At 60.6% G+C, this 25,986-nt stretch carries 17 protein-coding genes; 2 read left to right on the top strand and 15 right to left on the bottom strand.

Going from position 1 to position 25,986, the window contains the following annotated elements:
- Nucleotides 1–52: 52 nt before the first annotated feature.
- From pstS to K0H48_RS00830, 3 genes are all read right to left on the bottom strand, one after another.
- Nucleotides 53–1,069 (bottom strand): phosphate ABC transporter substrate-binding protein PstS, encoded by a 1,017-nt coding sequence (gene pstS / locus K0H48_RS00840; protein WP_200433028.1) that lies wholly within the window; start codon nt 1,067–1,069, stop codon nt 53–55.
- Between the two features lie 172 nt (nt 1,070–1,241).
- On the bottom strand, nt 1,242–6,161 hold the full coding sequence (locus K0H48_RS00835) for a hemagglutinin repeat-containing protein (RefSeq protein WP_219265847.1): 4,920 nt from the start codon (nt 6,159–6,161) through the stop codon (nt 1,242–1,244).
- A 119-nt stretch (nt 6,162–6,280) separates the two neighbouring features.
- Nucleotides 6,281–7,969: a ShlB/FhaC/HecB family hemolysin secretion/activation protein gene (locus K0H48_RS00830; RefSeq protein WP_219266018.1), complete on the bottom strand. Its 1,689-nt coding sequence runs from the start codon at nt 7,967–7,969 to the stop codon at nt 6,281–6,283.
- A 558-nt stretch (nt 7,970–8,527) separates the two neighbouring features.
- On the opposite strand from K0H48_RS00830, the gene K0H48_RS00825 reads away from it, so the two are divergent.
- Together K0H48_RS00825 and nadA are read left to right on the top strand one after the other, a co-directional pair.
- Entirely contained in the window at nt 8,528–9,814 is a 1,287-nt protein-coding gene (locus K0H48_RS00825) for an OmpP1/FadL family transporter (protein WP_219265845.1), read from the top strand.
- Between the two features lie 518 nt (nt 9,815–10,332).
- Nucleotides 10,333–11,391 carry a quinolinate synthase NadA gene (gene nadA, locus K0H48_RS00820; protein ID WP_056858584.1) on the top strand — a complete coding sequence of 353 codons (1,059 nt, stop codon included), beginning with the start codon at nt 10,333–10,335 and terminating at the stop codon, nt 11,389–11,391.
- Nucleotides 11,392–11,526: 135 nt separating this feature from the next.
- Here nadA and K0H48_RS00815 read toward each other — a convergent pair whose 3' ends face one another.
- The 12 genes from K0H48_RS00815 to arcD form a co-directional block, all read right to left on the bottom strand.
- Nucleotides 11,527–12,015, bottom strand: coding sequence for an RDD family protein (locus K0H48_RS00815; protein WP_219265843.1), 489 nt, complete (start codon nt 12,013–12,015; stop codon nt 11,527–11,529).
- 94 nt (nt 12,016–12,109) lie between these two features.
- The gene (locus tag K0H48_RS00810; RefSeq protein ID WP_017139143.1) at nt 12,110–12,322 is read right to left on the bottom strand and encodes a cold-shock protein; all 213 of its coding nucleotides are present in this window, start codon (nt 12,320–12,322) and stop codon (nt 12,110–12,112) included.
- A 391-nt stretch (nt 12,323–12,713) separates the two neighbouring features.
- Nucleotides 12,714–13,838 (bottom strand): glycine cleavage system aminomethyltransferase GcvT, encoded by a 1,125-nt coding sequence (gene gcvT, locus K0H48_RS00805; protein WP_138453676.1) that lies wholly within the window; start codon nt 13,836–13,838, stop codon nt 12,714–12,716.
- A 39-nt stretch (nt 13,839–13,877) separates the two neighbouring features.
- Nucleotides 13,878–15,254, bottom strand: coding sequence for an L-serine ammonia-lyase (locus K0H48_RS00800; protein ID WP_138814070.1), 1,377 nt, complete (start codon nt 15,252–15,254; stop codon nt 13,878–13,880).
- A 190-nt stretch (nt 15,255–15,444) separates the two neighbouring features.
- On the bottom strand, nt 15,445–18,282 hold the full coding sequence (gene gcvP, locus K0H48_RS00795) for an aminomethyl-transferring glycine dehydrogenase (RefSeq protein WP_219265842.1): 2,838 nt from the start codon (nt 18,280–18,282) through the stop codon (nt 15,445–15,447).
- A gap of 10 nt (nt 18,283–18,292) precedes the next feature.
- Nucleotides 18,293–18,676 carry a glycine cleavage system protein GcvH gene (gene gcvH, locus K0H48_RS00790; protein ID WP_219265840.1) on the bottom strand — a complete coding sequence of 128 codons (384 nt, stop codon included), beginning with the start codon at nt 18,674–18,676 and terminating at the stop codon, nt 18,293–18,295.
- 433 nt (nt 18,677–19,109) lie between these two features.
- On the bottom strand, nt 19,110–20,618 hold the full coding sequence (locus K0H48_RS00785) for a sigma-54-dependent transcriptional regulator (protein ID WP_138814073.1): 1,509 nt from the start codon (nt 20,616–20,618) through the stop codon (nt 19,110–19,112).
- A 183-nt stretch (nt 20,619–20,801) separates the two neighbouring features.
- The gene (locus tag K0H48_RS00780) at nt 20,802–21,164 is read right to left on the bottom strand and encodes a DUF5064 family protein (protein WP_219265838.1); all 363 of its coding nucleotides are present in this window, start codon (nt 21,162–21,164) and stop codon (nt 20,802–20,804) included.
- Between the two features lie 18 nt (nt 21,165–21,182).
- Nucleotides 21,183–22,112, bottom strand: coding sequence for a carbamate kinase (gene arcC, locus K0H48_RS00775; RefSeq protein ID WP_219265836.1), 930 nt, complete (start codon nt 22,110–22,112; stop codon nt 21,183–21,185).
- Nucleotides 22,113–22,247: 135 nt separating this feature from the next.
- On the bottom strand, nt 22,248–23,258 hold the full coding sequence (locus K0H48_RS00770) for an ornithine carbamoyltransferase (RefSeq protein WP_027605559.1): 1,011 nt from the start codon (nt 23,256–23,258) through the stop codon (nt 22,248–22,250).
- 11 nt (nt 23,259–23,269) lie between these two features.
- Complete coding sequence (gene arcA / locus K0H48_RS00765; RefSeq protein WP_219265827.1) at nt 23,270–24,526, bottom strand: arginine deiminase; 1,257 nt, start codon at nt 24,524–24,526, stop codon at nt 23,270–23,272.
- 20 nt (nt 24,527–24,546) lie between these two features.
- Nucleotides 24,547–25,974: an arginine-ornithine antiporter gene (arcD, locus tag K0H48_RS00760; RefSeq protein ID WP_110621409.1), complete on the bottom strand. Its 1,428-nt coding sequence runs from the start codon at nt 25,972–25,974 to the stop codon at nt 24,547–24,549.
- Nucleotides 25,975–25,986 lie beyond the last annotated feature (12 nt).

The raw sequence follows: 25,986 nt of genomic DNA, 5'->3' as shown, positions 1-25,986 counted from the left end.
AGAGGTGCTCAGCGCCTTCCTCAGTTATCGAGGAAGGCGTTTGTAGGGCGAATCAGTGGGCGAAGTCAGACTTCCAGTAATCTTCGATTCGCGACACCAGGGAGCCCGGCAATGCGACGTAGTCCAGGGCTGCAGCCTGTTCCTGGCCTTTTTCCAGCGACCACTTGAAGAAGCTGAACGCCGCCTGGCTTTGCTCGGCATTCTTGGGCTGCTTGTACATGATGATCCAGGTGGTGGCCGTGATCGGCCATGCGCCTTCACCTGGGGCGTTGGTCATGATCAGGTTGAAGTCTTTGGCACTGGCCCAGTCGGCGGTGTCGGCAGCGGCCTGGAACGCCTTGGCGTTAGGCTCGACGAACTTGCCGGACGCGTTCTTCAGTGAGGCAAAGGTCATTTTGTTCTGCAGGGCGTAGGCGTATTCCACAAAGCCGATCGAGTTCTTGATCTGCTTCACGTAGGCCGAAACGCCTTCGTTGCCCTTGCCGCCCACACCGACCGGCCACGGCACGGTGGTGCCGAAACCAATCTTGGTTTTCCAGCTGTCGCTGACTTTGGCCAGGTAGTTGGTGAAGTTATACGAGGTGCCGGAGCCGTCGGAGCGGTGCACCACAGTGATGTTCGCGCTTGGCAGCTTCACGCCAGGGTTGAGTGCGGCGATGGCCGGGTCGTTCCAGGCCTTGATGTCACCGAGGAAGATTTTTGCCAGGGTGTCGCCGTCGAGTTTCAACTGGCCTGCGGCCACGCCTTCGACGTTCATCACCGGCACGATGCCGCCGATCACGCTGGGAAACTGACCCAGGCCGCCGGCTTTGAGATCGTCGGCCGACAGTGGCGCGTCAGAGGCGCCGAAGTCCACGGTGGCTGCCTTGATCTGGGCGATGCCGCCGCCGGAGCCGATCGACTGATAGTTGATGCGGTTGCTGGAATTCTTGCTGTAGTCCTGCGACCACTTGGACAGCACCGGGTAGACGAAGCTGGAGCCGGCACCGGTAACGTCGGTGGCGTGGGCCATGCCGCTCAGGCACAGGGCGCTCAACAAAACAGACAGACTTTTTTTAGTCGGCAACATCACGACAACACCTCAAGGGAAGGGGTAAGTGGGTAGGCCCACCTGTCTAAGACGTGACGATTTAATTCCTGATATGTTGCTGTTTAATGACGGTTTGGCTTTATGAAGAAACATTTAGAAATGTTTGCCTGGGTGGCAGCGAGCCTGGCCGCTGCCACCCAAGCATTGCTACTTAGCTGCCTTTTTGATCAATCCCCGCCTGTAATTCCTGGCTATCACTGTGCCCGCCAACCCGCAGCGGCCCAAGGTTGAAAGCCTGGTCCTTACGTGTGGCGTCGTCCTGTTTCTGGGTCAGTTCGTCCTTAGCGCCCAGCGCCAGGTTGACCGGCGATTTCGACAGATTCAGCCCGACATCGGCGCGATAGTCGCTGCCCGCCAACGTGGTTGCCGTCACCTTGGAGCCGCCCAGCTCGACTTTGCCGCTTTCGGCACTGATCCGCGCGCCGGTCAGCAGCGTGTCGCCCGCCACCGCAAGGTTTACGCCCTGAGCACCACGAATGCCCGAGGCCTCAGTCACGCTGTCTTTCACCACATGGCTGACGTCCAGGTTCAGTGTCGGCGTGTAGCTGGTGTTGCCGCTCTTATCACCGAACAGTACGTTTTGCGCGGTATCGGCCACCTTGCTGCCGGCGGTGTCCTTGCCGCTGACGGTGTAGCTGTCGCTGTTTTTTGGCCAGACTTTGTCCTTGAAGCTGGACAGGCGCGTGCCCAGTGCATCTTTCTTGTCCGCGAGATAGGTCTTGGCCTGGTCCACGCGGGTGCCGATGGCGCCACGGGGTTCAGGGTTGACCTCGTAGCTGCCACTGCGGCTGAGCTTTTCGCCCAGGCGCTCCTTGGCGTTGACCACGCTGTCCTTGGCCGAGGCGAGGTGCTCGGTGCCCTTGTCGACGGCGTTTTCCAACTTCTCCCGATGCTTGTCGAACGCGCCTTCAGCCTTGGCTTGCACCTTGTCCTTGAGCGGCCCGGTGGTCTTGGCGAGTTTGTTGACCACGCCGGGTTGGTTTTTTTCGACATCAAGCTTGGCGTCGACGTTGACCTGGGTGCTGCTGACCTGGTCTTGGCGGCTCTCGACCACAAGATCGCCGCCGACTTTACCGCTGACCTGATTCGCTTCAATCCGCGCACCCGCCAGACGGGTATCACCGGCACTGTTGATCGCCACGCTATCGGCCTTGATCAGGCTGTCGTGCTGGGTGGTACCTTGCACGTGGTCCACATCGACTTTGGCGCGTGCATTGATGCCGAGTTGGGTCTTGGGTACGTCATGTTCACCGGCGTCGGCCAAGGTGGTTTTACCGCCGCTGCCACCCGCGCCCAGGGTGATGCCCCAGCTGTTGTGGGCCTGGGTGGATTGCGCCGACTCTTGCACGATGCCGCCGTTTTGCGCATCGAGGCTGACCGTCTTGGCGGCGATCTGCGTACCTTGCAGATGGAGATCGTCGGCGCTGGTGAGGCTCACGTTACCCTTGCTGTGCAACTGCCCGACCACCACGCTCTGATCGTTTTCCGCCACCTTGCCGATGTTGAAGTTGGCGCTCAGGCTGCCGGTCTTGCCGCTGCTGTCGGCGCTGCTGGTTTTGCCGGCGCCGATGTTCAGGCCGCCGCCGAGGCTGCTGCCATTACTGACATGCGTGCTGGTGGCCGCTTGCAGGTCCAGCTTGCCGCCAGCGTTGACGCTGATATCACCGCTGCTGTCGATCTGCGTGCCTTGCAGGGTCATGTCGGCGCCGCTGCTGAGCTGAATCGGCCCGCTGCCTTGAAGCGTCGCCACTCGCGCCTGGCTGTCCTGGGTAGCCAGCTGCTTGTTGTCCAGTTGCACACCGGCGCCGAGGTTGACGTTGGTACCGTTGGCGCCTGGCGCAGTGCCCACGGTCAATGAACCAGTGCCGCGCAGGCTGTTGCTGGATGTGCTTTGCGTGTCGTTGGCCTGATCAAGCGCCAACGCGCCGCCCGCCTTGAGATTGACGCCCGCCTGGTCACCGTTGAACTGGCTGCCCGCGTAACGCGCATCGCCCTTGGCCGTGATGTTCACGCCTTGAGTGCCCGCGTAGCTGCCAACCACCGCCGTGCTGCTGGCTTCGCGCACATCGCTGCTGCCACCTGCGCCGCTGCCGCGCACGTTCACGTCTTCACCGGTGGTGGTATAGACCCGCACGCCGGCCTTGGCGTCCACGCTTTGTTCGCTGCTGCTGTGGGTGTTGGCGGCGGCGCTGGCGATATACTCGCCGGCATCGATCTTCAGCCCACCACCGGTGGCACGGTACTGAGTGCCTTCATCCTGCAACTTCCCGGCAACATTGACTTGCACCTTGGCGCCACTGAACTGGCTGACTACCGCCGTGCTGTCCTGCTGGGTGCGGGTCTTGTTGGTGTGACCGACTTCCACGTCCAGCCCGACATTCGGCTGCTCGAAAGCATCGAGCAAACCGGGCTGGTGGAATTTGGCCTGGGCCACACCTTCGACGGCTTTTTCGATCGGCCGGGTGATGCCTTTGTATTCGACATTGGCGCCGACATCGGCGGTCCAGCCGTTCTCTTTGTGGCTGCTGGTCCGGCTGTTATGCGCCGCCTGGTTATCGACGGTGCCGGCGTTGACCTGCAATTCGGAGCCTGCCTTGACCTGCGCGCCCTGGCTGGTGAGGGTGTTGCCGGCGTTGAGGGTCAGTTTGCCGGCCGCTGCGACGTTGCTGGTTTGCGCGGTGGTTTTGCTGCTGCTGTCGTGGCTGCTTTGATGGCTGAACTGTGCGCCGTTGCCGGCCTTGTCCAGGCCGCCGGTGTAGTACACGCCACCGCCGGTGGTGGTCTTGTCAGTGGTGTTGCGTGTGCTGTTTTCGGTCGCGAGCAACTCGACGTTTTTGCCGCTCAAGGTTGCATCGCCCTGGGTGGCTTGGACGTCGGAACCTTTGATGCTCAGATTGCCACCGGCCGTGACCGCCACGCTGGCGCCGCTGAGGCTGGAAGCTTGCTGTTTGGTGGTGTCGGTGTTGCTGGTTTGCTGCTGGTCCTCAAAGCTCACACCCGCGCGATACTGGCGGGTGCCAGCGGCGGTTTCCTTGGCATAACCATCGAAACCACGGGTGTGAGTGGTGGTGGTGTCGTGTGTGGTGTTGTCAGCCGAAGCGATCTTGATATCGCCCTTGGCGTCTGCCTGCAATACACCCGCAGCCGACACCTGCGAGCCACTGACTTGAATGTCCTTGGCGCTTTGCAGCTTGAGGTTGCTGTCCGAGCGCAGGTCGCTGGCCACGACGGTGCTGTCCTTGAGGTTCTTGCGGCTTTCATCCTTGGAGATGCCAAAGAACTTGCTGTCGTTGCTGTAGCTATTGTCGTGTGATGTGTCTTTTACGCCGTCGATCACCAGCGAGCCTTTGTCGCTGATCACGCTGGCCTGCTTGCCGCCGCGCGCCTGGCTGCCGCTGATGCGCACGTCGTCGGCTTTGACGATCAGTTTGCCGTCGGCGTTAACCTTGCTGCCGGTGTTCAGGGTTTTGCCCTTGTCGCCATCGCCGGTTTTGCCAAAGAAGCTGCCGCCGGTGAGGTCGCCGGAGTAGGCGTTGTCGCGGCTAACCTGGGTGCGGCTGGCGCTGGTGATCTCCACTTGGCGGCCGGTCAATTGAATATCGCCCGGTGTTTTCAGTTCGGCGCCCTGCAATTGCAGTTTCTGCTGGCTGGTCAGCTCCAGGGTTTTGCCGGCCTTGAGGCTGCTGGTGATGCTGCGTTGTTCACTGCTGGACTTGTCCCAGTTGGCTTTCCACAGATGTTTGCGATGGTTGCCTTGATCGCGGGTTTCATGGGTTTCGGTGGCGGCGTTTACCTGCAGGTCGGCGCCGCTGTTCACGCGCAAGGCATTGCCCGCTTCGACCTGGCTGGCGTTGATCTCGGCCTTGGCGCCGGAAGACAGCGTGGCATCCTGCTGCGCAACCACCTTGTTACCGTGCTGGCGCGAGTCTTTGTCAGTGGTGGTGCGGTCGTAGGTTTCATAGGTGAACAGGAAGTTGCTGTTGTTCCACTGCTCACGTTTTTCCTGGAGCTTGCGGCTTTCCAGGCTGCTGAGGGTCAGGTTGCGACCGGCGTCGAGCTTCACGTTGCGCCCGCTGACGTCGGTGGCGGCCAGGTGCAAGTCCTTGGCGCTGTGCAGATCCACATCGCCGTGCTGGCTTTGCACACCGGCGCGGGTGGCGTCCAGGCTGTTGGCGTGGACCTGGCCGCTGATGTCGAGGTCGCCGGCCGAGCTGACGTTGACGCCGTCGCGACCTTCCACTTGCACGGCGCCTACGCGCACGCCGGCCCCTTCGGCGGTGCTGATGATGTTGATGCGCCCGGCCTGCATGGCACCGAACAGGCTGGCGTCGATACGCTGGTCCTGGGACTTGCTGGCCGGGTCGACCTGGCGCACTTGCCCGCTGGCGAAGTCGACCTGGTTGCGGCCTGCGGTGAGATTCAGTTGATCGCGGGCACTCAAGCGCCCGTCGCTGTCGATGCGCGGCGCAATCAGGTTGATCGAGCCCTCGCGGTTTTGCAGACCCTGGCCGTGCACCGTCAATTGACCGTTCGCGTCGCGGGTGTTCAAGGCTTGCAGCTTGCCGTCGTTAAGCTCGGGGCGGCCCACTACCAGGTTGGCGTTCGGCGTGTTGATGAAACTGCCGCCATTTACCGAAATACCGTTGGGGTTGGCCAACACATAATCGGCCGCCTTACCGAAAATCTCTTGGGCGCCGTTTAAGGTCGAGGCGTTGCGGCTGATCACTTCGTTGAGGATCACGCTCGCCGCCTGGCCCTGGAACTGCGGGTTCGCCGCCAGTTGCCCGGCGAGTTGCGACTGGCCGGCCTGCAGGGCGTTGTTCAACACCACGCCCTGGCGGTCGACGTTGTAGTCCAGGAACTGGTTATGGGACAGGCCGCCCGCATTCGGCGCGACGATATTGACGATGGGCACGCCTTGCTGGTTTTGCAATTGCGGTATACCGCCAGGCCCTTCGACCACGGTGATACCGGCGGCCAATGCCAGCTGCGGCAGCAGGAACAGGCTGGCGATGGCCCAGCGCAGTTTGCCCTGGGGTGAAAGGTGAAACGTGTGGGTGTCAGTCGGCATAAGTAAGTTCGCTCTGTGTTGGCTGATCCGCCTCGTGCGTTGTTCGTTGCAACGCTACTGGGGTGGTCAGGTACGGCGGTTGTTTCAGGCTAATCGGGTGTTGGCTTAAATCTGCACACTCATATCTGCAAGCTAAGTCGCGTCAGCCAGACCTCCGGCTCCTGGCCAAAGCCGGTTGGCGTGTGCAAATTGCGTTGGTAATCGAAGTCCAATTGCACGTTCTTCCAGCTCAGGTTGAGCCCGGCACTCGCGCCGCTCAGGCGTTGGCCTGGAGCGCCGTGTTCGCGCTTGACCCAACCGTTGTCCAGGCCCAGGCGCGGGGTGATTTTTACCGGCAGGTCGCTGTTGAGCGGCAGGCGCAAGGTGTTGCGCCACACCCCGCCGATGGCGCCGGAGGCACTGTTTTCACGGTAGCCACGCACGGCCGAATCGTCGGTGCCCAGCAGTTGTTCGATGGCGGGCAAGCGGTCTGGGCTGTATTGCGTGGACAGCTGGCTTTGCCACTGCCAGGGTTGCGTGCGCCATTGGCCGTTGCGCCATTGGGTGAGGTTGGCGCGGTACTTGTGGAACTGCGCTTGCGGCAGGTTTTTCTGCACTTGGTCAGCATCGCGATCAGCGCCGAACCAGGTCAGGCCCTGGGCGTAATTGACGTCCAGGTTCCACACCGCGCTGTTGAGCCAGAACAGATTCAAACCGGCCTCGGCCACGCTCAGCGTTGGGCTCTGAATGCCCAAACGGACCTTTTGCAGGTAGCTGTCGACGTCCTTGTAGGCCAGTTGCAGGTTGGCGCTGAGTTGATGGCCCTGGTCGCGCCATAGCACGCGGTCGGTGCGCAAGCTGACCTGATCGGTACGGCCGCTGTTGTACAGCGTGGTGCTGCTGACCTTGAGCGGTGCGCGGTATTCGGCATGGCTGGCGAACAGGCTGTAGGTCCAGTAGCCGTAGGGGATCGAATAAAACAGGCTGTGGCTGCGGCTGTAACGCGGGCCGTGGTTGAGCGTGTCGCTGAAGCTCAGGTTGAGTGAATCGTTAAGCTGCAACGGGCTGTCCAGGCTCAGGCTGATGGCGTTGCGATCACGCCCGGTGCCGGCACTGCCGAGGTTATCCACACCCAGGCCCAGCCCCCAACGTGAGGCGCTACTGCGCGAGCGCAGGATGATGCGCGAGGCGCCAGGTTCACTGCCGGGGGCGATATCGGCGGTGAGGTCCACCGAGCGCAGGCGGTTGAGCTGGTCCAGGCCTTGCTCCAGGTCGCGCAGGTTCAATGGCTTGCCGAGCAGCCCGGGGAAGGCGCCGGCCAGGGACACCGGCAGGCTTTGGTCGGCCAGTTCGATGGCTTCGAGGTAGCCTTCTTCGACATGGATATCCAGCGGTTGCCCGGCGGCCGGAGTGCTGATCAGGTACGGGCGGCTGGCGATATAACCGGCCTCGACGTACAGGCGGGTGATCTCGGCCAGCAGGCGGTTGATTTGGGTGACGCCCATGCACGGGGCCACATAGGGCTCGATGTGTTTATTCAGCTCGGCCTTGCTGAACAGAGTGACACCGGCCACGCGTGTGCCGTTGAGCGGCCAGCAGCGTTCATCCTTGCGGATGTCGGCAGGCAGGGCCGGCGTAACGGGTTGTGTGCCGAAACTGCCTCGTTGCATCTGCCGCTGGCGTTGTTCCAGTTGCAATTGCTGCAGGTCGCGCTGCTGTTGTTGCTGCAGGCGCAGGGCTTCCTGGCCGGGTTGTGGGCCATCGGCGGCGGCCACTGGCAGTGTGCAGAGGCAGAGCAGGGCGAAGCCCAGTGTGCGGCTAGGGCGCAAGCGTTCGGTTGAGGGCTGATTCGGCACTCGACATCCTTAACGTAGAAATACACACGATTCATGCCCCGGAGCCAAACCGTAAGCTCGGGGACTTGCCGCTCTTGAGTCATGTTTAAACGGATTGTTACATCGTCTGTAGGATTTATTACATAAAACGTGAGGAATGCCGCGTTATTCAGCAAATAAATGCACAAAATTAGTGCAAATTGCCGGGTGAGGGCTATCAGCCCCCTGGATTTACGGGGTGGGTAAGTCGATCAGGGGATGTGGGAGGGGTTTGATTGTTGCAGCAAGACGACTTAATCGGCGTGTTTATAGAGTCCTATGCCGTCGAGGTGGCTATCCAGCTGTATTGGCGTTGAAATTGACAGCTTTGCGACGGTGAAACCGGACAGTCACAATCAGGTTAAAAAGTCATAAAAGGATACGAAAAATCAGGCAAAGTCTTTGAAAAGCCTGAGATTGTCCGACAATCCACAGCATGAAAAACTCTTCATAAACGCCCCGCTCGAACGTTGGTAGTTTCCCCAGCGCTGCCCAATAATTCGAGTCCTAATAATGAATAACAAAACTCTTAAAGGCGCCTTGGCGCTCTCCATTTCGCTCGCCTCCACACACCTGCTCGCCGGTGGTTTTGCACTCAACGAGCAAAGTGTCAGCTCAATGGGTACAGGCTACGCCGGGCGCTCTTCCGCGGCCGACGACGCCAGCACGGTGTTCGGTAACCCGGCCGGCATGTCGCGCATCAAGCACAATGAAGTCAGCATCGGCGCGACTTACCTGGATGCCAAAACCAACATCAAGGACGCCAGCTCCTCTCAAGGCGGCGCCGACAACCCTGGCACCAACAAAGGCGACATGGTCCCCGGCATTGCCGTGCCGATGGGTTACCTGGTGACGCCGATTGATGAACACTGGGCCTTTGGCCTTGGGGTCTACGCACCGTTCGGCCTGGTGACCGACTATGAACACAGCTTCCAGGGCAATGGCTTTGGTAACAAGAGCAAGGTTCAGGTCCTCACCGTGCAGCCGACGGTCAGCTATGCGTTCAACGACAAGGTCTCGGTAGGTTTCGGCCCGACCTTCAACAAAATCACCGGCGAGCTGGACTCCAAAGTCCCGGCGTTTGGCTTGGGCACCGAGACGGCCAAGATCAAGGGTGACGACACCGCGATGGGCTTTAACGCCGGTATCCTGGTGCAGGCCCTGGACAGCACTCGCGTCGGCGTCACTTACCACTCGCAAGTGGTCTATCACCTGAGCGGTCATACCAACGCCTCGGGTGTGCTCTCGGATTTGCTCGACGGCGGGGCGCAGAAGTATGACGCCAAGCTGAACGTCACTACGCCATCGTCCGTGGACTTCTCAGTTACGCACCAACTCACCGACGCCCTGACCCTCTACGTGGGCAGCACCTACACGCGCTGGAGCCAGTTGAAGAAAATCACGGTCAACAACTCTGGCGTTTCGGACATTACCGCTGAGCTGGCCGGCCTGAACTCCATCACCGAAGAGCAGCATTGGCACGACACCTGGTCCCACGCGATCGGCCTGTCGTACCAGCTCAACAAGCAGTTGGTGCTGCGTACCGGCTTCTCGGTGGACCAGACGCCGACCAACAACACCGACCGTTCCGTGCGTATCCCCACGGGTGACCGCACCGTCTTCAGCCTGGGTGCCGGTTGGACGCCCGTCGACAACCTGACCTTCGACGTGGCCTATTCCTACCTCAAGGAAGAGCCGATCAAAGTGCGCGATAACAACCCACAGCTGGCGCTCACCTATGACGCCAAGTATGAAAACAGCGCCAATGGGTTTGGTGGTTCGGTCACTTATCGCTTCTGACCTGGGCAATACGGCAAAGAGCCAGTTTTTTGCATGGCTCTTTGTCAGTTATTTCGGCTGCCAGGCTTTCAATCACGCTGGGTCTTGGTTAGTTAGATTGAAGGCTAATCAGCTTTTAAGACACGGACTGTCATGACTACGCTCACGCCGATCATCGCGACCAATCCCCTCATTGTGCGCACTGCCGCGACTACACCGCCAGCGACGCTTGCGAACACCCTCGATGTCTCAGCGGCCAGGCCATCCATGTTGCAGGACGACCCGGATGTGTTGATGCGCTGACGCTCGACGTAATCAAAACGGGAAGGCTCAGAGATGAGCCTTCCCGTTTTTTTTGCCCGATCAGCGTAACGCGCCATCCCAGATTAGGCTTTTGAATCGATTCGATATTCTGTAGCCTTGCGCAGCTTCAACCGTGCTTGATGAACACAATCACTTCGTCCGGCGGCGCCCGAAGGGCTCCAGAGCCGGTGGTACACTCGACTTTCGCGCTTACTGCGCTTGCAGGTCTTGCGAACATGACGCAAATTTCCGAACGCCTACTGGTTCAAGCCCACCTCGACGCCAAGCAGCCCAAGGCGCTGAGCGCCGATGAAGAGGCGAGCCTGCGCAGCGCCATCGCCGCCGAGCTCAAGGCTCAGGACGCGGTGCTGGTTGCCCACTTCTATTGCGACCCGGTGATTCAGGCCCTGGCCGAAGAGACCGGTGGCTGCGTCTCCGACTCCCTGGAAATGGCGCGCTTCGGCGCTGCCCACCCGGCCAAGACCGTGTTGGTCGCCGGCGTGCGTTTCATGGGCGAGACCGCCAAAATCCTTACTCCCGAAAAACGCATCCTCATGCCCACCCTGGAAGCCACCTGCTCCCTGGACCTGGGCTGCCCGGTGGATGAGTTCTCGGCGTTCTGCGACCAGCACCCAGAACGCACGGTGGTGGTGTACGCCAACACTTCGGCGGCGGTCAAAGCCCGTGCCGACTGGGTGGTTACCTCCAGCTGTGCGCTGGAAATCGTCGAAAGCCTGATGGACAACGGCGAGACCATTATCTGGGGCCCGGACAAGCACCTGGGCACTTACATTCAGCGCCAGACTGGCGCAGACATGTTGCTGTGGGACGGCGCTTGCATCGTCCACGAAGAGTTCAAGTCCAAGCAGCTTGAAGACATGAAGGCGCTGTACCCGGACGCCGCGATCCTGGTACACCCGGAGTCGCCGACGGCGGTGATTGAATTGGCTGACGCGGTAGGTTCCACCAGCCAACTGATTGCCGCAGCCCAGCGCTTGCCGAACAAGACCTTTATCGTGGCCACGGATCGCGGCATCTTCTACAAGATGCAGCAGTTGTGCCCGGATAAAGTCTTTGTTGAGGCACCGACCGCCGGCAACGGCGCGGCCTGCCGCAGTTGCGCGCACTGCCCGTGGATGGCGATGAATACGCTGGAACGCACGCTGCAGTGTTTGCGAGAGGGCAGTAATGAGATCTTCGTCGAGCCGTCGGTGATCCCGCACGCCGTGCGCCCGCTCAAGCGCATGCTGGATTTCACCCAGGCTGCGCGCCTCAAGCTGGCTGGCAACGCCTGACCCTGAGTTGAACACTAAACAAAATGTGGGAGCTGGCTTGCCTGCGATAGCGGTCGTTCAGTCACAGCAATATTGACTGATAGGCCGCCATCGCAGGCAAGCCAGCTCCCACACTTAATCTCTAGTGTTCTTGGGTTACTTTTTCTGCTTGGGGATTCGCACCAGCTGCGTATCCGAGTAGATGTCATGCCAGCTGCGCTTGCGCTTATCAAACAGCGCCCAGACAAACCCCAGCCCCACGCACAACCACGACGCAATCGCCACCACGAACCGCAGCAGCGCCTGCCACAGGCTGATGCGCGAGCCGTCGGCGTTCTGCACGCGCACGCCCCACACCTGCATACCCAGCGTCTGCCCCGAGTGGGTCCAGAACTTGGCGAAAAAACCAAACAGCACAAAAAACAGAATCGTCGACAGCAGCGGGTCGCCGTCCAGCGCGCCGGATTCGGTGAGTGTGCGCATTTTGGCTTCGCCGATAAACGCCATCCACACCAGCTTGTAGATAAACGCGGTGACGATCAGCAGGGCGGTACACAACAGGAAGTCATAGAACATCGCTGCCAGACGACGGCCCAGGCCAACGGCGGGGAATTCGCCTTGGGGGCTCAACAAAGGTTTGGGCATGGCCGTCTCTCTTGAGAAAAAAGCCATTTTACGAGCAAACGCACATAAAAAAGCCCCTGATGTCAGCATCAGGGGCTTTTTGTCGCAGTAAGGATCAACCTTCTGCTTGTACTTCGTCAGCCTGCATGCCTTTCTGGCCTTGCACGGCAATGAAGCTGACTTTCTGGCCTTCTTTCAGGCTCTTGAAGCCGTTGCCCTGAATAGCGCGGAAATGCACGAACAGATCCGGACCGCTTTCTGGAGTGATAAAACCAAACCCTTTCTCGTCGTTAAACCACTTGACGGTACCGCTCTGACGATTCGACATTTCTTCTTTCCTTTGACGCTAAAAATTAATGACAGCCCCTTTCACATGAAAGAGTACTGGGCTGGGTTGCAGGAAAGTAAGAGACGTCGAACGGGTTGTAGCAAACTTATAGCTACTGCCCAGGTCCAGGTTCAAAGCGACCCATGCAAACACAGTGGCTAAACTCTACGTCAACTAATATGGAAAAAACAAGCCCCGCAGAATCCCCAGGTTTTGCTCGGCCATATGACACTTCGTTGACTAAAAGTGGATCCCGCATATTCGATAGCGTTGCTCACTTGTTATAGGCGGGTGCCTATTAAAATGACTATCGTCAATGCACTCTTTTATGGCGGTTGCGTTACAAATTAGTGCGCGTTAACGCAACCGCGTTACTTATAGGAACAGTCAATCAGCCGCGGTAGTAACGTTGCGGTACAAATGGCATTTTACTTACACGTAGTGGCACCTTTTTCCCACGTACCAACGCAGACACTTCGGTGTCCAGTGCGACAAATGCGCTGTCCAGGTAACCCATGGCCAGTGGGCCGCCCAAGGTTGGGCCAAAGCCGCCGCTGCACACGCTGCCGATCACCGTGCCGTGCTCATCGACGATTTCCGCCCCTTCACGCACCGGGGTACGTTCCTGTGGCAGCAGGCCCACGCGCTTGCGGCTTACACCGGCTTGCTGCTGGGTGAAGATGCGGTCGGCGCCCGGGAAGCCACCGGCACGTGCGCCATCAGCGCGACGGGCCTTGGAGATGGCCCACAGCAGGCTGGCTTCAATCGGCGTGGTTTCGGTGTTCATGTCATGGCCGTAGAGGCACAGGCCGGCTTCCAGGCGCAGGGAATCACGGGCGCCCAGGCCGATGGCTTGAACTTCGGTTTCGGCGAGCAGGCTGCGCGCCAGGCTCTCGGCATTGGCCGCCGGTACGGAAATCTCAAAACCGTCTTCGCCGGTGTAGCCCGAGCGGCTCACGTAGCAGTCCACGCCCAGCAGGCGCAGGGTGGCGAACTGCATGAAGGTCATCTTGGTGACTTCCGGCGCCAGGCGCGCCAGCACTTTCACTGCTTCCGGGCCTTGCAGGGCCAGCAGGGCGCGCTCTTCGAACAGCGGCTCGATGCTGCACTGCTCGCCGATGTGTTTGCGCAGGTGGGCCAGGTCCTGATCCTTGCAGGCCGCGTTGACCACCAGGAACAGTTCGTCGTTGCCCAGATTGGCCACCATCAGGTCGTCGAGGATGCCGCCCTGGTCATTGGTGAACATGGCGTAGCGCTGCATGCCCACGGGCAGGTCGATGATGTCGACCGGCACCAGGGTTTCCAGGGCCTTGGCGGCGTTGGCGCCGGTCAGGCGGATCTGGCCCATGTGGGACACGTCGAACAGCCCGGCCTGATCACGGGTGTGCAGGTGTTCCTTCATCACGCCCAGCGGGTATTGCACCGGCATGTCGTAGCCGGCGAAGGGCACCATACGCGCGCCCAGCTCGATGTGCAGTGCGTGCAATGGGGTTTTCAACAGGGTTTCGGTGGACATGTTCAGCTCCTGAAAAACGTGCGGACGCGCTGGTGGGCGTCAGCACTCGATAATGTTGACGGCCAAACCGCCACGGGCGGTTTCCTTGTATTTGCTTTTCATATCGGCGCCGGTCTGGCGCATGGTGCGGATGACTTTATCCAGCGAGACGAAGTGTTGCCCGTCGCCACGCAAGGCCATGCGCACCGCATTTATGGCCTTGACCGAGCCCATGGCATTGCGCTCGATGCACGGCACCTGCACCAGCCCGCCAATCGGGTCGCAGGTCAGGCCGAGGTTGTGTTCCATGCCGATTTCGGCGGCATTTTCCACCTGGGACACGCTGCCGCCCAACACTTCACACAAGGCGCCCGCAGCCATGGAACAGGCCACGCCGACTTCGCCCTGGCAGCCGACTTCGGCGCCGGAGATTGACGCGTTTTCTTTGTACAAAATCCCGATGGCGGCGGCGGTGAGCAGAAAGCGCACCACGCCGTCCTCGTTCGCGCCGGGGATAAAGCGCATGTAGTAATGCAGCACCGCCGGTACGATCCCGGCTGCACCGTTGGTGGGTGCGGTGACGACGCGCCCGCCGTTGGCGTTTTCTTCGTTGACCGCCAGCGCATACAGGTTGACCCAATCCAGCACCGACAACGGGTCGCGCAATGCCGATTCGGGGTTCTTGCACAGCTGCCGATGCAACGCCGCCGCACGGCGCTTGACCTTCAAACCACCAGGCAAGATGCCTTCGTTGCGACAACCGGCATCCACGCAGTCCTGCATCACCTGCCAGATGTTCAGCAAGCCGGCGCGAGTCTCCGCCTCGGGGCGCCAGGCACTTTCATTGGTCAGCATCACCTGGCTGATGGACAGCCCGTAGGTGGCGCAATGGCCAAGCAAATCCTTGGCGTGCTTGAAAGGGAAGGTCAGCGGCGTGGTGTCTTCGACAATCCGGTCAGCGCCGGCAGCGTCTTCATCCACCACAAACCCGCCGCCGACCGAGTAATACTCGCGGCTGCGGATCTGGATACCGGCGGCGTCGAAAGCACGAAAAATCATGCCATTGGGATGGTAGGCGAGAGGCTTGCGAATCATCGCCAGGTGTTCTTTCTCGTTGAACGCAATGCTGTGTTCGCCGAGCAGGTTCAAGCGACCGTCACCGCGCATTTGCGCAAGGCGTGCGGCGACGGTTTCGGTATTCACGGTGTCCGGGTGTTCGCCTTCCAGGCCCAGCAACACGGCCTTGTCGCTGCCGTGACCTTTGCCGGTGGCGCCCAGCGAACCATAGAGCTCCACCTTGATGCCGGTGGTGGCGCTCAGCAGGTTGTCGCGCTTGAGGCCCTCGACGAATCGAGCGGCGGCGCGCATCGGGCCGACGGTGTGGGAGCTGGAGGGGCCGATGCCAATCTTGAACAGGTCGAACACGCTAAGGGACATGGTTGTTCTCCGGTTTCTTATTATTTTGGAAGACTTGCTCGCTCAGTGTAGAAACCGGGCTTGTGTGGGAGCTGGCTTGCCTGCGATAGCATCACCCTGGTCTACCTGATAGACCGAGGTGCCCGCATCGCAGGCAAGCCAGCTCCCACAAAAGCCAGCTCCTACATTTGACCGAGTTCAGTCAGTCAGATCACGCGTAGCTCTCGATCGACGGGCACGCACACACCAGGTTGCGATCGCCAAACACGTTGTCGACCCGGCCAACCGGCGGCCAGTACTTGCCTTCGATCAACGACGCAACCGGGTACACCGCTTGTTCGCGGCTGTACGGGTGGCTCCATTCACCGACGATTTCAGCCGCCGTGTGCGGGGCGTTTTTCAGTGGGTTGTCGTCCTTGTCCAAGGTGCCGTTTTCGACTGCGCGAATTTCCTCGCGGATGGCAATCATGGCGTCACAGAAGCGGTCCAGTTCTTCCTTGGATTCGCTTTCGGTCGGCTCGATCATCAAGGTGCCCGCCACCGGGAACGACATGGTCGGCGCATGGAAACCAAAGTCGATCAGGCGCTTGGCCACGTCATCCACGCTGATGCCGCTGCTGTCTTTCAACGGGCGCAGGTCGAGGATGCATTCGTGCGCCACCAGGCCGTTGCTGCCGGTGTAGAGCACGGGGTAATGCTCTTCGAGGCGACGGGAAATGTAGTTGGCGTTCAGGATCGCCAGCTGCGAGGCGCGCTTGAGGCCCGCGCCGCCCATCATGCTGATGTACATCCAGGTGATCGGCAAAATGCTCGCGCTGCCAAATGGCGCCGCGCACACCGCGCCTTCCTTGCGCTCCATGGCCGCGTGGCCTGGCAGGAATGGCGTGAGGTGGGATTTAACCCCAATCGGGCCAACGCCCGGGCCGCCACCGCCGTGCGGGATGCAGAAGGTTTTGTGCAGGTTCAGGTGGGACACGTCGCCACCGAACTTGCCCGGTGCGCACAGGCCGACCATCGCGTTCATGTTGGCGCCGTCGATGTACACCTGGCCGCCGTTGTCATGAATGATGCCGCAGATTTCGCGGATGCCTTCTTCGAACACGCCGTGGGTGGACGGGTAGGTGATCATCAGCGCAGCGAGGTGTTCGCGGTGCTCGATGGCCTTGGCGCGCAGGTCTTCGATGTCCACGTTGCCGCGTGCGTCGCAGGCGGTGACCACCACGCGCATACCGGCCATGTTGGCGGTCGCAGGGTTGGTGCCGTGGGCCGAAGACGGGATCAGGCAGATGTCGCGGCGTTCTTCGCCACGGCTCTGGTGGTAAGCACGAATGGCCAAGAGGCCGGCGTATTCACCTTGGGAACCGGCGTTCGGTTGCAAGGAGATCGCGTCGTAACCGGTGGCCGCGCAGAGCATGGCTTCCAGGTCGGAAGTCAGCTCCAGGTAGCCGGCGCTTTGTGCGGCCGGGGCGAATGGGTGCAGGGCACCGAATTCGGCCCAGGTCACCGGGATCATTTCGCTGGCGGCGTTGAGTTTCATGGTGCACGAACCCAGCGGGATCATGGTGCGGTCCAGCGCCAGGTCCTTGTCGGCCAGCTTGCGCAGATAGCGCATCAGCTCGGTTTCGGAGTGGTAGCGATTGAACACCGGATGGCTGAGGATCGGCGACTGGCGCAGCAGCGCGGCAGGCAAGGTGCTCTCGGTAGCAGCAAAGGCTGGCAGTGCCTTGCCGTCGGCGAAGATCGACCACAGGGCTTCGATATCGGCCTGGGTGGTGGTTTCGTCGACCGACAGGCCAACGCGCTCGGCATCCACCACACGCAGGTTGATGCGCTGGGCGCGGGCCTTGTCGTGCAGGGTGGCGGTGTTGGCGCCAGTGTTGAGAGTGATGGTGTCGAAGAAGTTTGCCTGCTCAACCTTAAGGCCCAGGGCGGTCAAGCCTTTGGCCAGGATCGCGGTCAGTTGGTGAATGCGCTGGGCGATCTGGGTCAGGCCTTTAGGGCCGTGGTACACGGCGTACATGCTGGCAATGTTGGCCAACAGGACCTGCGCGGTGCAGATGTTGCTGGTGGCTTTTTCGCGACGGATATGTTGCTCGCGGGTCTGCATGGCCAGGCGCAGGGCCGGCTTGCCGAAACGGTCGACCGACACACCGACCAGACGGCCGGGCATGTCGCGCTTGAACGCATCCTTGGTGGAGAAGTACGCCGCGTGCGGGCCACCAAAGCCCAGCGGCACGCCGAAGCGTTGCGCGCTGCCGATGGCCACGTCGGCGCCGAACTCACCCGGCGGGGTCAGCAGGGTCAGGGCCAGCAGGTCGGCGGCGACCGCGACCAAGGCATTGGCAGCGTGGAAACGCTCGGTCAGTTCGCGGTAATCAAACACATCACCGTTGCTGGCCGGGTATTGCAGCAGGGCGCCGAAGAATGCGCTGACGTCGCTCAGCTCGCGTTCATCGCCCACCACCACGTCGATGCCCAACGGCTCGGCACGGGTGCGCAGTACGTCGAGGGTCTGTGGGTGGCTATGCACGGAGGCGAAGAAGGCGTTGCTGCCCTTGTTCTTGCTCAGGCGCTTGCAGAAGGTCATGGCTTCGGCGGCGGCGGTGGCTTCGTCGAGCAAGGAGGCGTTGGCGATCGGCAGGCCGGTGAGGTCGCTGATCAGGGTCTGGAAGTTCAACAGCGCTTCCAGGCGGCCTTGGGAAATCTCGGGTTGATACGGGGTGTAGGCGGTGTACCAGGCCGGGTTTTCCAGCAGGTTGCGCAGAATCGGCGACGGCGTGTGGCAGTTGTAGTAGCCCTGGCCGATGTAAGTCTTGAACAGCTGGTTCTTGCCGGCGATGGCCTTGATCTTGGCCAGGGCCTGGGCTTCGCTCAGGCCGTCTTCCAGGCCGAGCACGCTGGTGCCCTTGATGCTTTCCGGGATCACACTGGCGCTGAGGGCTTCGAGGGAATCAAAGCCTAGGCTTGCGAGCATGTGCTGCTCATCTTCCTGGCGCGGGCCGATGTGGCGGGCGATGAATTCGTTGGCGGTGCTGAGATTGATGGTCATGGTGCGCTCCTCAGGCTTCAGCGTTGGCTTTGATCAGACGGTCGTACGCATCCTGATCCAGCAGTTTAGCTACCGCCTCGGCGTCGGCCGGTTTAAAGCGGAAGAACCAGCCTTCGCCCATCGGGTCTTCGTTGACCAGTTCCGGGCTGTCGCTGAGCTTGTCGTTCACTTCCAGCACTTCACCGCTCAAAGGCATGTACACGCCGCTGGCGGCTTTCACCGATTCCACGGTGGAGGCTTCGGCGCCCTTGTCGTAAGCCTGCAACTCCGGCAGTTGCACGAAAACCACATCACCCAGCGCGTTCTGCGCAAAAGCGGTGATACCCACGGTGACGCTGCCATCGGCTTCGGCGCGCAGCCATTCGTGATCTTCAGTGAAACGCAACTCGCTCATGGAAACTCCTCAGGGCCAGATTCGTCTGGTGGACGGGATTGGAATAATGGGGAGTTGCTTAGCAATATTGCGGCCAATGTTATTAAGTCTATATAAATCAATCACTTAATTATTTTGGTTATGACAGTATGATTTTCAGCTGTAGCGATTTCGCTACACTCCGGCGCGCCAAAAAAAGCCTATGTGGATCAAAGCCTTGCATGGCGCGCAAAAAACAGGGTTGTATCGATATCGTTACGCTGTAGCGCTTTCAGTACAGTCAGTGTCGTTTCTAGACTAGATTTGGAATGCAGTCCATGTGGGAGCGGGCTTGTGTGGGAGCTGGCTTGCCTGCGATGGCATCACCCTGGTTTGGCTGAAAGACCGAGGTGCCTGCATCGCAGGCAAGCCAGCTCCCACACAAGCCAGTGCCCACAGGTTGATCAGCGTTTAGTCACGGCTTATTGGGAATGCCGTACTTGCGCAGGCGATGGGCAATTGCCGTATGGGACGTTTGCAAGCGGCTCGCCAGCTGGCGGGTCGAGGGATAACTGGCGTAGAGGGTTTCCAGCAGATTGCGCTCGAAGTCTTCCACCGCTTGTTCCAGGCTCTCGACTTCGCCGTCGTTCTGGCGGGCCACCGAGGTGCCGGCGATGTCCAGATCGCCAATGTCCACCAAGGTACTTTCGCAGATGGCGGCGGCGCGAAAGATCACGTTCTGCAACTGGCGCACATTACCCGGCCAGCGGTTGCCCAGCAGCGCCGGGTAAGTGCCCGGCGCCAGGCGGCACACCGGGCGCTGGATCTGCGCGCAGGCTTGCTGCATGAAGTAGCGCGCCAGCAGCAGAATATCCTGGCCGCGCTCGCGCAGCGGCGGCACTTCGACGTTGAGCACATTAAGGCGGTAGAACAGGTCTTCGCGGAAGGTGCCCTCGCTGACCATTTTTTCCAGGTCGCGATGAGTAGCGCTGAGGATGCGCACATTGACCTTCACTTCACGGTCGCCGCCCACCCGGCGAAAGCTGCCGTCATTCAGAAACCGCAGCAGCTTGGCCTGCAAGTACGGCGACATTTCACCGATTTCATCGAGGAACACCGTGCCCTGGTTGGCCAACTCCATCAGCCCCGGCTTGCCGCCACGCTGCGCGCCGGTAAAGGCGCCCGGCGCATAACCGAACAATTCACTTTCGGCGAGGTTCTCCGGCAACGCCGCGCAGTTCAACGCTAGAAACGGCGCACTGTGCCGCGCGCTGATCGCATGGCAGGCGCGCGCCACCAGCTCTTTACCGGTGCCGGTTTCGCCCTGGATCAACAGCGGTGCATCCAGCGCCGCCACCCGTTGCGCCCGCGCCTTGAGGGTGCGGATCACCGGCGACTCGCCCAGCAGCGCATCAAACCCTTCGGCATGGTCGTGATGCAGCGCCGACAGTTGCTCACCGATGCGGTTGGGTTGGTACAGCGTCAGCAGGGCGCCGGCGTCGGTGATCGGCGTGGCGTCGAGCAAAAAGGTCTGGCCGTTGACGCTGATTTCGCGCAACGGCAAACGAAAGCCCTGTTCAAGCAAGGTCTCCAGCAGCGCCGGGTCGTTGAACAACGCGCTGATACTTTCGCCCGCCGGTTCGCGGCCATACAGCGCGATCAGCGCCGGGTTGGCCAGCAGGATCTTGCCCGCGCTGTCCAGGGCCAGCACCGGGTCGGTCATGGCCGCCAGCAGCGCGTCAAGTTGCAGGTGGCGGCGTTGGCCGGGGAGGATATCCACCACAGTGACCGCCTGCACACCGTGCACGCTGAACAGCGCATCGCGCAGCTCTTCGAGCACCTCGGCGCTCAGGGTCGGCGCGTCGATGTACACGTTGGGCGGCACCATTTCCACCGCATCCAGGTTGAGATTGCGCCCACCGAGCAAGGCCAGGACTTCCTGGGTAATGCCGACGCGGTCGATGAAGCTGACGTGGATACGCATGGGGTGGCGACAAATCTGCAGAGCGAGAGGCCGCAAGTATGCCTTGCAGCGGATGGAGATCAAAATGTGGGAGCGGGCTTGCTCGCGAATGCGGCGTGTCAGTCTCTTAATTTATTGACTGAAAGACCGCATTCGCGAGCAAGCCCGCTCCCACATTGATGGTGTTGTGACAGTGCAAACTTGTTATTCCAGGTGCTCGGGTTTTACCGGATCGCCCGGCTTCACATCCAACTGATGCCTTACATCCTCAAACATCTCGTCGTACTGTTTGTGCATCGAACCGTTCAACACCGCAATCTTTGGCATCCCGTATTTATGAGCGATATTCATCGCATGCCGGGCAAAGTCGAAGGCCTGGTCCTTGGGTAAAAAGAATTCTTCCTTGAGGTCCTTGCCCTGCACCGAGCCATGCAGCTTGAAGAGCATTCCCTTGCCTTCCTTTGGATCCTGGCTGACCTCGTAGTCGATGCACAGGTTGTAGCTGTAGTCCTCCTTGTTGAGCGCGTGACGTTCGATGTGCAGGTGACCGGGTTCAAAGGTGGCCATAGGCGTTTCTCCTCTACTTCACAGGTAGGTGATGCCAGGTTTTGCCGTGCTGATACGCGTGCCGGCCGTGCCCTGGACAATGGCTTCGATGTCCGAGAGTGAACCGATCACTGCGGTTTTGCCAGTCTGGCGGGCGAACTCGCAGGCCGCTTGCACCTTCGGCCCCATGGAGCCGGCGGCGAAGCCGAGCTTCTCCATGTCGTCGGGATGGGCCTGGCCGATGGCCTTCTGGCTCGGCTTGCCGAAGTCGATAAAGGCGGCGTTGACGTCGGTGGCGATCACCAGCAAATCGGCGTCCAGTTGCGCGGCCAGCAAGGATGAGCACAGGTCTTTGTCGATCACCGCTTCAATGCCGCGCAGCTTGCCGTCTTCTCCATACATCGTCGGGATGCCGCCGCCGCCGGCGCAAATCACAATGGCGCGTTTTTCCAGCAGCCACTTGATCGGGCGGATTTCAAAGATGCGTTTGGGGCGTGGGCTGGCCACCACGCGACGGTATTTGTCGCCATCGGGGGCAATGGCCCAGCCTTTTTCAGCGGCGAGTTTCTCGGCTTCGGCCTTGGAGTACACCGGGCCGATGGGCTTGGTCGGGTTCTGGAAGGCCGGGTCTTTGGCGTCGACTTCCACTTGGGTGAGCAAGGTGGCGAACGGCACTTCGAAGTCCAGCAGGTTGCCCAGTTCCTGTTCGATGATGTAGCCGATCATGCCTTCGGTCTCGGCACCGAGCACGTCCAGCGGGTAGGGCGAAACCTGGGTGTAGGCCGCTGCCTGCAACGACAGCAGGCCGACTTGCGGGCCATTGCCATGGGCAATCACCAGCTCGTTGCCGGGGTGGATTTTGGCGATCTGTTCGGTGGCGATGCGGATATTGGCGCGTTGGTTGTCCGCCGTCATGGGTTCACCACGGCGGAGCAGGGCGTTGCCGCCCAGGGCTACGACGATGCGCATAATGCATTCCTTTTAGAAGGATCGTTCCCACGCTCTGCGTGGGAATGCCTCACTGGACGCTCTGCGTCCGCTCTTGTGACGCAGAGCGTCACTGGCTGCATTCCCACGCAGAGCGTGGGAACGATCAGAGTGGGGTTAGATATCCGCCAGCGCCGACACCAGAATCGCCTTGATGGTATGCATGCGGTTTTCCGCCTGCTCAAACGCGATGTTGGCCGGCGACTCGAACACTTCCTCAGTCACTTCCACACCATTGGCCAGGTTCGGATAGCGCGCGGCGATGTCCTTGCCCACCTTGGTCTCACTGTTATGGAACGCCGGCAGGCAGTGCATGAACTTCACGCGCGGGTTGCCCGAGGCTTTCATCATCTTGGCGTTGACCTGGTACGGCAGCAGTTGCTCGATGCGCTCGTCCCACGCTTCCACCGGCTCACCCATCGACACCCAGATATCGGTGTGGATGAAGTCCACGCCTTTGACGGCTTCTTTCGGGTCTTCGGTGATGGTGATGCGCGCGCCGCTTTCTTCGGCAAACGCCTGGCACTGTTTGATGAAGTCTTCGTGTGGCCACAGCGCTTTCGGCGCGCCGATGCGCACGTCCATGCCCAGTTTGGCGCCGATCATCAGCAACGAGTTGCCCATGTTGTAGCGCGCGTCGCCCAGGTACGCGTAGCTGATGTCATGCAGCGGCTTGTCGCTGTGCTCGCGCATGGTCAGGGTGTCGGCGATCATTTGCGTTGGGTGGAATTCAGCGGTGAGGCCGTTGAACACCGGCACACCAGCGAACTTGGCCAGCTCTTCGACGATTTCCTGTTCAAAGCCACGGTACTCGATGGCATCGAACATCCGGCCCAATACGCGGGCGGTGTCTTTCATGCTTTCTTTGTGGCCGATCTGCGACGACACCGGGTCAATGTAGGTGACGTGGGCACCTTGGTCATGGGCTGCCACTTCGAACGCGCAACGGGTGCGGGTCGAGGTTTTTTCGAAGATCAGCGCGATATTCTTGCCCTGCAGGTGCGGACGCTCGGTGCCGGTGTACTTGGCGCGTTTGAGGTCGCGGGACAGGTCCAGCAGGTAGTGCAGCTCGCGGGTAGTGTGGTGCATCAGCGACAGCAGGCTGCGGTTGCGCATGTTAAAAGCCATGATGAGTCTCCTTAATAGTCGATTGGGTCGCGGATGATCGGGCAGGTCATGCAGTGGCCGCCGCCACGGCCTCGGCCCAGTTCACCGGCGCTGATGGTGATGACTTCCACACCGGCCTTGCGCAGCAGGGTATTGGTGTAGGTGTTGCGGTCGTAACCGATCACCACGCCAGGCTCCACGGCCACCACGTTGTTGCCGTCGTCCCATTGCTCGCGCTCGGCGGCGAAGCTGTTGCCGCCGGTCTCGACCACTCGCAGCGCTTTGAGGTTGAGCGCTGCGGCCACGGTTTCGAGGAAGTTGGTTTTCTCCCGCTGGATGTCGATGCCGTGTGGCTTGCTTTCATCCGGGCGCAGGGTGAAGGGCACGATCTGGTTGACCACTTCGGGGAAGATGGTCACCAGGTCGCGGTCGCAGAAGCTGAACACGGTGTCCAGGTGCATCGCCGCGCGGGACTTCGGCAGGCCGGCGACGATCACGCGTTCCACGGCCTTGTTCTTGAACAGGTTGCGCGCCAGTTGGCCAATGGCCTGGTGCGAAGAACGCTCACCCATGCCGATCAACACTACGCCATTGCCAATCGGCATCACGTCGCCGCCTTCGAGTGTGGCAGCCCCGTGTTCCTGGTCGGGGTCGCCATACCAGATCTGGAAGTCGGCGTTGGTGAACTCGGGGTGGAATTTGTAGATGGCGCTGGCCAACAGGGTTTCCTGACGTCGCGCCGGCCAGTACATCGGGTTGAGCGTCACACCACTGTAGATCCAGCAAGTGGTGTCGCGTGTGAACTGGGTGTTGGGCAGCGGCGGCAGGATGAAGCTCGAGTGGCCGAGGAAGTCGCGGAACATCTCGATGGTTCGGCCACCGAAGCTGCTCGGCAGGTCATCGGCGGACACGCCGCCAATCAGGAACTCGCTGATCTTGCGCGGCTCCAGGCTGCGCAGCCACGAGCCGACTTCATCGACCAGGCCCAGGCCAACGGTGTTGGCGGTGATCTTGCGCTCCAGGATCCAGTCCAGCGCTTCGGGGATGGCGACGATATCGGTCAGCAGGTTGTGCATTTCCAGCACATCAATGTCCCGCTCGCGCATCTTGGTCACGAAGTCGAAGTGGTCGCGCTTGGCCTGGGCCACCCACAACACGTCATCGAACAGCAGTTCGTCGCAGTTGTTGGGGGTCAGCCGCTGGTGGGCCAAACCTGGGGAACACACCATGACTTTGCGCAGTTTGCCGGCTTCGGAATGTACGCCGTACTTCACTTTTTCCGTGGTCATTACAGATCCTCCAGTCAGAATTACAGAGTCAGGAAGCCGTCGTAGAGGCCATAGGCAGCCACCAGGGCGCCAATGACGACTGCGGCAAAAATCAGCTTCTCGACGTTGGTGAAAATTGGTTTGCCCAGTTCATGCTTGGCCTTGGCGAACAGGATGGCGCCGGGGGCATAGAGCAGGGCGGACAGCAGCAGGTATTTGGTGCCGCCGGCGTAGAGCAGCCAGACCGCGTAGATCAGGGCGATGGCGCCGATGAACAGGTCTTTCTTGCGCTCGCGCAGGGCGTTTTCGTAGGTCTCGCCGCGCACCGCCAGCAGCAGCGCATAGGCCGCCGACCACAGGTAAGGCACCAGGATCATTGAGGTGGCGAGGTAGATCAGCGACAGGTAAGTGCTGGCCGAGAACAGTGTGATCACCAGGAAAACCTGAACCATCGCATTGGTCAGCCACAGGGCGTTGACCGGCACATGGTTGGCGTTTTCCTTGCGCAGGAACTCCGGCATGGTGTGGTCCTTGGCGGCGGCGAACATGATCTCCGCACACAGCAGCACCCACGACAGCAGCGCACCCAACAGCGAGATGATCAAGCCGACGCTGATCAGCACCGCGCCCCAGTGGCCCACCACATGCTCCAACACGGCCGCCATTGATGGGTTCTGCAGTTTGGCCAGTTCCGGTTGGGTCATGATGCCCAGGGACAGCACGTTCACCAGCATCAGAAACAGCAGCACGGTGATAAAACCGATCACGGTGGCCTTGCCGACGTCACTGCGTTTTTCTGCACGGGATGAGAAGATGCTCGCGCCTTCGATGCCGATAAACACCCACACGGTGACCAGCATCATATTGCGCACCTGGTTCATCACGCTGCCCAGGTCGGGGTTTTTCACGCCCCAGATGTCAGCGGTGAAAATGTCCAGCTTGAACGCGAACAACGCGATCAATACAAACAGCACCAGCGGCACCACCTTGGCGACGGTGGTCACCAGGTTGATGAAGGCTGCTTCCTTGATTCCGCGCAGTACCAGGAAATGCACGGCCCACAGCAGCACCGAGGCGCCGATCACCGCCGCTGGCGTGTTGCCTTCGCCGAAGATGGGGAAGAAGTAACCGAGGGTGCTGAACAGCAACACGAAGTAACCGACGTTGCCCAGCCAGGCGCTGATCCAGTAGCCCCAGGCCGATGAGAAACCCATGTAGTCGCCAAATCCGGCCTTGGCGTAGGCGTACACGCCGCCGTCGAGGTCAGGTTTGCGATTGGCCAGGGTCTGGAACACGAAAGCGAGGGTGAGCATGCCGATGGCGGTAATGACCCAGCCGATCAACACCGCGCCGACATCGGCGCTGGCGGCCATGTTTTGCGGCAGTGAGAAGATCCCGCCGCCAATCATTGAGCCCACGACCAGCGCAACCAGTGCGCCGAGTCGAAGTTTTCCGGGAGTTTCAGACATTGCATGACTCCA

Source organism: Pseudomonas sp. Xaverov 259 (assembly GCF_019352915.1).
GTDB lineage: Bacteria > Pseudomonadota > Gammaproteobacteria > Pseudomonadales > Pseudomonadaceae > Aquipseudomonas.
This window is presented reverse-complemented; position numbering and strand designations above follow the sequence as displayed.

Bases quoted from the DNA above. Each gene is read 5' to 3' on its own strand.
- gcvT (WP_138453676.1), bottom strand. From the start codon at position 13,838: ATGTCCACCGAAACCCTGTTGAAAACCCCATTGCACGCACTGCACATC.
- gcvP (WP_219265842.1), bottom strand. From the start codon at position 18,282: ATGACCATCAATCTCAGCACCGCCAACGAATTCATCGCCCGCCACATC.
- K0H48_RS00835 (WP_219265847.1), bottom strand. From the start codon at position 6,161: ATGCCGACTGACACCCACACGTTTCACCTTTCACCCCAGGGCAAACTG.
- K0H48_RS00770 (WP_027605559.1), bottom strand. From the start codon at position 23,258: ATGGCTTTTAACATGCGCAACCGCAGCCTGCTGTCGCTGATGCACCAC.
- K0H48_RS00800 (WP_138814070.1), bottom strand. From the start codon at position 15,254: ATGTCCCTTAGCGTGTTCGACCTGTTCAAGATTGGCATCGGCCCCTCC.
- K0H48_RS00815 (WP_219265843.1), bottom strand. From the start codon at position 12,015: ATGCCCAAACCTTTGTTGAGCCCCCAAGGCGAATTCCCCGCCGTTGGC.
- K0H48_RS00810 (WP_017139143.1), bottom strand. From the start codon at position 12,322: ATGTCGAATCGTCAGAGCGGTACCGTCAAGTGGTTTAACGACGAGAAA.
- arcC (WP_219265836.1), bottom strand. From the start codon at position 22,112: ATGCGCATCGTCGTAGCCCTGGGCGGCAACGCCCTGCTCCGCCGTGGT.
- K0H48_RS00785 (WP_138814073.1), bottom strand. From the start codon at position 20,618: ATGCGTATCCACGTCAGCTTCATCGACCGCGTCGGCATTACCCAGGAA.
- gcvH (WP_219265840.1), bottom strand. From the start codon at position 18,676: ATGAGCGAGTTGCGTTTCACTGAAGATCACGAATGGCTGCGCGCCGAA.
- K0H48_RS00825 (WP_219265845.1), top strand. From the start codon at position 8,528: ATGAATAACAAAACTCTTAAAGGCGCCTTGGCGCTCTCCATTTCGCTC.
- arcA (WP_219265827.1), bottom strand. From the start codon at position 24,526: ATGACCACGGAAAAAGTGAAGTACGGCGTACATTCCGAAGCCGGCAAA.
- arcD (WP_110621409.1), bottom strand. From the start codon at position 25,974: ATGTCTGAAACTCCCGGAAAACTTCGACTCGGCGCACTGGTTGCGCTG.
- nadA (WP_056858584.1), top strand. From the start codon at position 10,333: ATGACGCAAATTTCCGAACGCCTACTGGTTCAAGCCCACCTCGACGCC.
- pstS (WP_200433028.1), bottom strand. From the start codon at position 1,069: ATGTTGCCGACTAAAAAAAGTCTGTCTGTTTTGTTGAGCGCCCTGTGC.
- K0H48_RS00780 (WP_219265838.1), bottom strand. From the start codon at position 21,164: ATGGCCACCTTTGAACCCGGTCACCTGCACATCGAACGTCACGCGCTC.